This is a genomic window from Longimicrobiaceae bacterium (genome assembly GCA_035696245.1).
Lineage (GTDB): Bacteria > Gemmatimonadota > Gemmatimonadetes > Longimicrobiales > Longimicrobiaceae > DASRQW01.
Genome location: DASRQW010000204.1, coordinates 1 through 6,379 on the forward strand (window position 1 = coordinate 1; position 6,379 = coordinate 6,379).

Consider the following 6,379-nt stretch of genomic DNA (forward strand, 5'->3'; position numbering starts at 1 on the left):
CGAGGTGAGTGAGCAGGTGATTTCGCCTCGCAGCCTGAGCCATCGCGCACGCCACGCGCAGCCGCTCACGCGCGAGGAGTCCGACCGCGTGGCCCGCATCGCCCGCGTGATGGTTGTGGCGGCGGAGAACTTCGGGGACGCGGATCGGGCCGCGCGCTGGCTCCGCACGCCGAACCATGCCCTCCAGGAGCGCATCCCCCTCAAGCTCCTTGCGACCAGCGAAGGCGCGCGCGTAGTGGAGGAGAGCATCTACCGGCTGGCGCACGGCATCTTCGCCTGATGCTCGTGTACCGCATCGCGCGGGCAGCATACTCCGCGCTGGACGGCGAGGGCGCGCGGCGCTCCGGCGGGCGCTGGAACTCGCCGGGCACGCCGGTCGTCTACACTGCCGGCTCACGCGCACTCGCCGTGCTGGAAGTCCTCGCCTGGACCAACCCCGCCACTGCCCCACTCGACCTCGCCCTGTTCGAGATCGAAGCCCCTGCACCCGGCACGGACGACGTCGTATCACCGGAATCGCTGCCCGCCGGCTGGCGCCAGCCCGGATTCGCCGGCTGCCGCGCGGCGGGCGACGCTTGGGCCGCCTCCGCGTCCAGCACGACGCTGAGGGTCCCGTCCGCCATCGTCCCCGAGGAGTGGAACTACCTCATCAACCCGCGCCACCCCGGCTTCGCCACCGTCCGCATCGTCTCCGCCCAGCCGTTCGAGTTCGACTCCCGCCTTCTCCGCTGACGCCGATTCGATCACTCCGCCTTCACAGCTCCCGGTGCGCGTCCTGGTTGATCGCATCCGCCAGGTTGCCCACGTGCACGTTGGGATGGCCCTCGCCGCCCAGCTCGCGCGACGGGTTGCGGGGGATGTCCACGCCCTCGGCCGTCTCCGCGATCAGGTGGTCGACCACGGCCTTGAAGTCGCCCGTGCGCTCGAAGACGGCGATCTGCCGGTCCGCGCTCGACCCCTCGTCCAAGATCTTGAAGGCGTACTCCACCTCGGCGCGGCTGCCCAGCTCGTCCACCACGTCGTCGATGAACCACTCGATCAGCTCGCGGATCAGGTCGCGCGCCTTCACCTCCTGCTGCTTGCCCAGGTCGATGAGGTTGCCGTTCAGGCCGTAGCGCACGGCGCGCCACTTGTTCTCCTCGATCAGGTCGCTGGGGTACACGCGGAAGGTCATGTTGTCGCGCCGCAGCTTCCACAGCTTGGCGATGATGGCCTGCAGGATCGCCGCGATGCTCACCGCCTCTTCCAGGCGCGTGCACACGTCCAGGAAGCGGAACTCCAGCGTGGGGTAGATGTGGTGCGGCCGCACGTCCCAGTAGATCTTGGAGCCGTCGGGGATGCACTTGGTGGTCGTGAGCGTCTCCTGCAGGTCCTGGAAGTCGCCCCAGCTCCGCATGATGCGCGGCACGCCGGTGCGCGGGAAGTTGCGGAACACCACGCTGCGGTAGCTCTTGAGCCCCGTGTTGCGCCCCATCCAGAACGGCGAGCTGCTGGACAGGCAGAGCAGGTGCGGCAGGAAGTAGCGCGACACGTTCATCGCGTCGATCAGGAACTCCTTGTTCTCGATCCCGATGTGCACGTGCGTGCCGAAGATGAGGAGCTGCTGCGCCAGGTCCTGCATGTCCTGCTTCACGCCCAGGTAGCGCTCCAGCGGCGTGATCTCCTGCGTGATCCAGCTCGAGAACGGGTGCGTTCCCGCCGCGACGACCTTCAGGTCCTTCTTGGCCGCCAGCCCCATAACCAGCCCCCGCAGCCGCTTCAGCTCGGAGCACGCCTCGGCGGGAGAGGCGCACACCTTGGTGCCGATCTCCACGATGGACTGGTGCAGCTCCGGCTTCACCTCGCCCAGGATGAGGTGGTCGTCCTCCAGGATCTCGGTGATGTAGCTCCGGAGCTCCCGCGTCTCCGGGTCGATGATCTGGTACTCTTCCTCGATGCCGATGGTCAGCGAAGGCTGCTTCATTGCGGGGCTCGCTGTTGTGGGACGCTGTGCGCTCGGTCCTCCGAGCAGCTGATGCTGTGTAGCCTGACCAGTCTAGTCGCGCGCAAAAAGGGCACGGAGCCTCCGATAGATATCCGGAAGATTGATCGTAAACCCGCTACCCTCATATCTCGTCAGTGATACAGTCCCACCGAGAAGAGGCTCTTCGTCTGGAGGTGCAGCAGTGCGATGTGAGTCAGCCAAGATAGAGCCGGACAGATATTGCCGCTGCTGCTGGATTGTCGTCTGCTGTTGCTCGATTGTGGCTTGCTTAAGCTGAAGAATGCTGCCAGCGAGTGCTAGCTGGCCCTTGAGGTGTTGGACATTAGCAATGAGTTGCTGAATCCGATAGTCAGCGATGTCGGTACTGACGTTGTCAGTGCTCGCCATCGGAATCTTCAGATAGAGTTCAAGAGCCTTCTGGATTTTCTCCAAAGCATCCCGTTCATCGATCGGACTGACAGAGAACAGCACTTGGTCGGCCACTTCCCGCAACTCGCTGCGCGCCTCGACGCCAAATCCTCGCAAGAACTCAACGAAATAGAGGAGATACTGCTCACAAGCGACGCGTACATCTGTCGGGAAGTCGAAGTACATCCGAATAGCCGAATTGTCACTCGCTTGAGTAAGTAAACGATCAGTATGAATCGAAATCGCTTCAATTTCCTTGATTTTCCTCTCCATCTCATCTCCCACGTTCACCCGGGAGTCGTGAACAGGTGATATAACCCTGTAGCCGTCGTCAGCGATGAAGTCATCTAGAACTAATAAACTTGAACGTCGGCGGAAACACTCCTCCTTTATTGTTCGAACATACTTTAGTGGGCTCCATGGTTTATTCCAATTCATGGCATCTAAAGACACAAACAATTCGATTGTGGGGCCTTCGAGCAGGATTGTGAGCCGTCTGACTAGATTGGACGTGGAGTCCTCGAACAGAAATTTGATACTTTTCTGCACTCCAGCTATCTCATGAAACTGCAGGCTGCCCAGTAACTGCCGCCCGTAACTCGTCCTGACAATTATCTCGACAGCAGCATCAGAGATGTCAGACTTCGAAATCGGTTCATCGTCTAACAAGACGATGCGTTGGCCTGTCTGTCCAGTAGCTAATCGTAGGCGGTAGCGCTGAGACGAGTCACTCATCGCCGGTCCACCAGCATGGTGGCGACGCTCGATCCGCCGCCGGCCGTCACGTTGAGGAGCGGGTCGGTGGCGATGCGGGTCAGGCCGCCGTCCATGGTCACGCCGTTGGTGAGGAACGGGGCGATGTCCACCATGCGGTCGGTGATCTGCACGCGGCCGTCCACGAAGCTGGCGAACGGCTCGGTGGGGAGCACGATGCGCTCCTGCACCACGTACGGCACCTCCAGCGCGCCGCGCACCGCATCGTCCCAGGCGGCCTGGTCCACCAGCCAGCCCAGCACGATGCCGCGGCCGCCGTAGTCGTCGTTCGGCTTCAGCACGAGCTGCTCGCGGTTGGCGCTGATCCACGGCAGCAGGTCGATCTCCGCGCCGTCCTTCACCGTTCTCCGCTCCTCGACGATGCGCGTCCAGGGGATGTGCGCCTGCACCGCCCGCTGCTCATCTGCCGAGAAAAGGTGGGCGTTGCGCTCGTCGCCCAGCACCGCGAGGCTGGCCTTCTTGTACAGCACCTTGCAGCGGAACGGGTTGGCCATGCACACGGCGCCGTCGCGGACCGCGCGGACCACCGGGCTGTCGATGCCGCAGCGGTCCACCAGCTCGTCGATCAGCACGCGCTTGTAGATGAGCGTCACGTGGAAGTCGCCCGCCATCAGCTTGCCGTCGCGGTACTCTACCTCGCGCGGGTCCGCGATCTCGCAGGGAATCCCGTGCGAGCGGAAGTAGTCGCGGAAGAAGACGAACTCGCTGTACGTGGGCACCTCTTTCCAGTCCAGGATGCCGATGCGCGGCAATTCGCGCCCGCCGCTCCACTGGCGGTGCGCGTCCAGCAGCCCGTGCAGCACGCTCTGGCGGCTGGGCAGCGGCGTCACCTGGTGTGTGCGCAGGAACTCGCCCATCACCGGCAGCGCCATGAACACCTCGGAGAGGACGTCCATGTACGCGGGCCCGGCCGGCGTCTCCGCGTTGTACTCGGTGAACCGCAGCGAGCCGTCGTCCGGGTTCCAGAAGGCGTCCAGGCGCGACGTGGGGCTGGGCGCGTCGAAACCGGGATCGTCGCCCAGCAGCGACTCCTCCCAGTCCAGCAGGCGGAACTGCGCGCGGAACGCCGCGTCCGCCATCGCCGCCTTGTACGCGCTGCCGAACGCGCCCATCAGCGTCTCTACCGCGCGGCGGATGGTGGCGTACTCGCCGTGCGTCAGGAAGCGCGGCCGCAGCACGCTGCACAGCGGCCGCTCGCCGAAGAACATGCCCCGGCGGCGGTGCTCCTCGTCCATGCGGGCCTGCGTCTCGCCGCCCACCTCGTCGGTGAGCAGCGAGTGGAAGGCATCTACCGCGTCGCGAGCGCGCACCGGCTCACTCCCCCACGGGCACGTCGCGCCGCGGCGAGTCCCCCGCCGATGCGCTGCCGTCCGGCACGCCGCCTGATCGCCCGCCGCCCCGCTGGCCGCCCGCCGGGTCCGCGCGGCGCACGTCTCCGCCGCCCGCATCCGCATCGTCGGACGACTGCGATGCGCGGTCGTTCGCCGCACCGGTGCCGTCCGCCGCCGGTTGGCCCGTTCCCGCGCTCAGCGACTGCGACGAGCCCGCGTCCTCTTGCGCGGCACCCTCCACCGCCCACGCGCCGCCGTAGCCGCCCGGCACGTCCGTCCGCGTCGCGCCCGAGCCTCCGGCAGATGCGCCCGCGCCGTCGCCGCCGGACCGCGACGCCCCTCCCGAAGCCGCGTTCGCCGCGCCACCGCCGGCGTTCGAGCTGTTCGGATCGCCGGGCGGTGAGGACTCGCCGCCGGAGATCCAGCCGCCGTCCGCCGCCATCCGCTCGTTCGCGTTCGCGCCCGAGCCTTCCCCATCGCCGGGCAGGTAGCCCATGTCGCCGTCGGAGACGAGCGTGCCGCCGTCGTTCGCGTCCGAAGCCTGCGCATCTCCGGACGGCTGCGTATCGCCCGGCTGCTGCGCATCTCCGGCCTGCTGGCCGCCTTCCGTATGCTGCTCATCTCCCGACGGCTGGTCGCCCTGCTCGCCGTGCGACGCGGCCGATTCCTCCGTCACGCTGCCGTGGCCGCCGGAGAGGCCGCCCTCGGCCCAGGCGGAGCCTTCGGGCTCGGCATCCCCGCCCGGCGCCACGTCGGTCCACGTCACCGTCGGCTCGCCGCCCATGACGGTGGACGCGTGGATCGACTCGCGCTCCTGCGAGCTTCCGTCAGCCGACGACGAGCGGCCGTTGCCGCCTTCCTTGCCAGCTTCGGCCGCGAACGCCTCGCCCGCCGCGCCGCGGCGGGAGCCGGCGAAGAGCTGCTGCCAGCCGACCTGCTTGTCCTGCTCCCGCGGCTCCTTGGCGAAGCGGATCGCCATGTCGGCCATGTGCTTCACCACCCAGTCGAAGTAGTGCGGCGTCAGCGAGTTGACGTCCATGTCCGGCGCCGGGTTCATGAAGTCGATCGCGTAGGGAACGCCGTCGCGCACCGCCCACTCCATCGAGTTCATGTCGTAGCCCAGCGCCTGCACCAGCTTGCGCGAGTCGTCCACCACGCGCTGCCCCAGCTCTGCGCTCAGGTGGTCGTGCTCCACGTGGTAGCGGCGCTCCTTGGGGTCGTACTTGATGGGCAGGATCTCGTCCTGCCCCAGGCAGATGCAGCGGATGAACTGCTCCCACTCGATGAACTCCTGCACGATCATCGTGAGGGTGCCGCTCTGGTTGTAGTTGTCGATCAGCTCGTCCATGGTGCGGCACACGTACACGTCGCGCCACCCGCCGCCGTGCGCGTCCTTGAGGATGCACGGCATGCCGATGTAGTCCACGATACCCTGCCAGTCCAGCGGGTACTGCAGGTTGCGCAGCGACTCGTCGTGCACGATGCCGGGGATGTACTCCCTGTGCGGCAGCACCACCGTCTTGGGATGCGCGATGCCGAGCTGCGTGGCCAGCGCGCCGCCGAAGAACTTGTCGTCGGCCGTCCACATGAACGGGTTGTTGACCACGGTGGTGCCCTGCAGCACCGCCTGCTTCAGGAACGAGCGGTAGAACGGCACCTCGTGGCTGATGCGGTCTATGATCACCGCGTACTCGGCCGGCTCGTCGATGCGCGGGGCGCCCAGCTTCACGAACTCGGCGGTCACGCCCTCGTCGCGGCGGTTCACCTCCTCGATGAACGCCGGGGGAAACGACCACTCCCGCCCCACGATGAGCCCCACTTTCAGCGTCATGGCCGTTCTCCCTTTGGGTGATTCGTTCGCTTCGGTGCGTGCTTCCAGCCG

6 protein-coding genes are annotated in these 6,379 nt (G+C 66.3%); 2 read left to right on the forward strand and 4 right to left on the reverse strand.

What is annotated here, in order from left to right; genetic code table 11:
* A partial coding sequence (locus VFE05_09630; protein HET6230316.1) for an antitoxin Xre/MbcA/ParS toxin-binding domain-containing protein occupies nucleotides 1-280 on the forward strand: 280 nt, incomplete at its 5' end.
* Nucleotides 280-732 carry an RES family NAD+ phosphorylase gene (locus tag VFE05_09635; GenBank protein HET6230317.1) on the forward strand — a complete coding sequence of 151 codons (453 nt, stop codon included), beginning with the start codon at nucleotides 280-282 and terminating at the stop codon, nucleotides 730-732. The genes VFE05_09630 and VFE05_09635, both read left to right, overlap by 1 nt.
* Before the next feature lie 22 nt (nucleotides 733-754).
* Here the strand turns inward: VFE05_09635 and VFE05_09640 are convergent, their stop codons facing one another.
* The 4 genes from VFE05_09640 to VFE05_09655 form a co-directional block, all read right to left on the reverse strand.
* Entirely contained in the window at nucleotides 755-1,963 is a 1,209-nt protein-coding gene (locus VFE05_09640) for a carboxylate-amine ligase (GenBank protein HET6230318.1), read from the reverse strand.
* A 72-nt stretch (nucleotides 1,964-2,035) separates the two neighbouring features.
* Nucleotides 2,036-3,127 carry a hypothetical protein gene (locus tag VFE05_09645; GenBank protein ID HET6230319.1) on the reverse strand — a complete coding sequence of 364 codons (1,092 nt, stop codon included), beginning with the start codon at nucleotides 3,125-3,127 and terminating at the stop codon, nucleotides 2,036-2,038.
* Complete coding sequence (locus tag VFE05_09650; GenBank protein ID HET6230320.1) at nucleotides 3,124-4,476, reverse strand: circularly permuted type 2 ATP-grasp protein; 1,353 nt, start codon at nucleotides 4,474-4,476, stop codon at nucleotides 3,124-3,126. Before VFE05_09650 ends, VFE05_09645 begins: the two co-directional genes overlap by 4 nt.
* 4 nt (nucleotides 4,477-4,480) lie before the next feature.
* On the reverse strand, nucleotides 4,481-6,328 hold the full coding sequence (locus VFE05_09655) for a hypothetical protein (protein ID HET6230321.1): 1,848 nt from the start codon (nucleotides 6,326-6,328) through the stop codon (nucleotides 4,481-4,483).
* Nucleotides 6,329-6,379 lie beyond the last annotated feature (51 nt).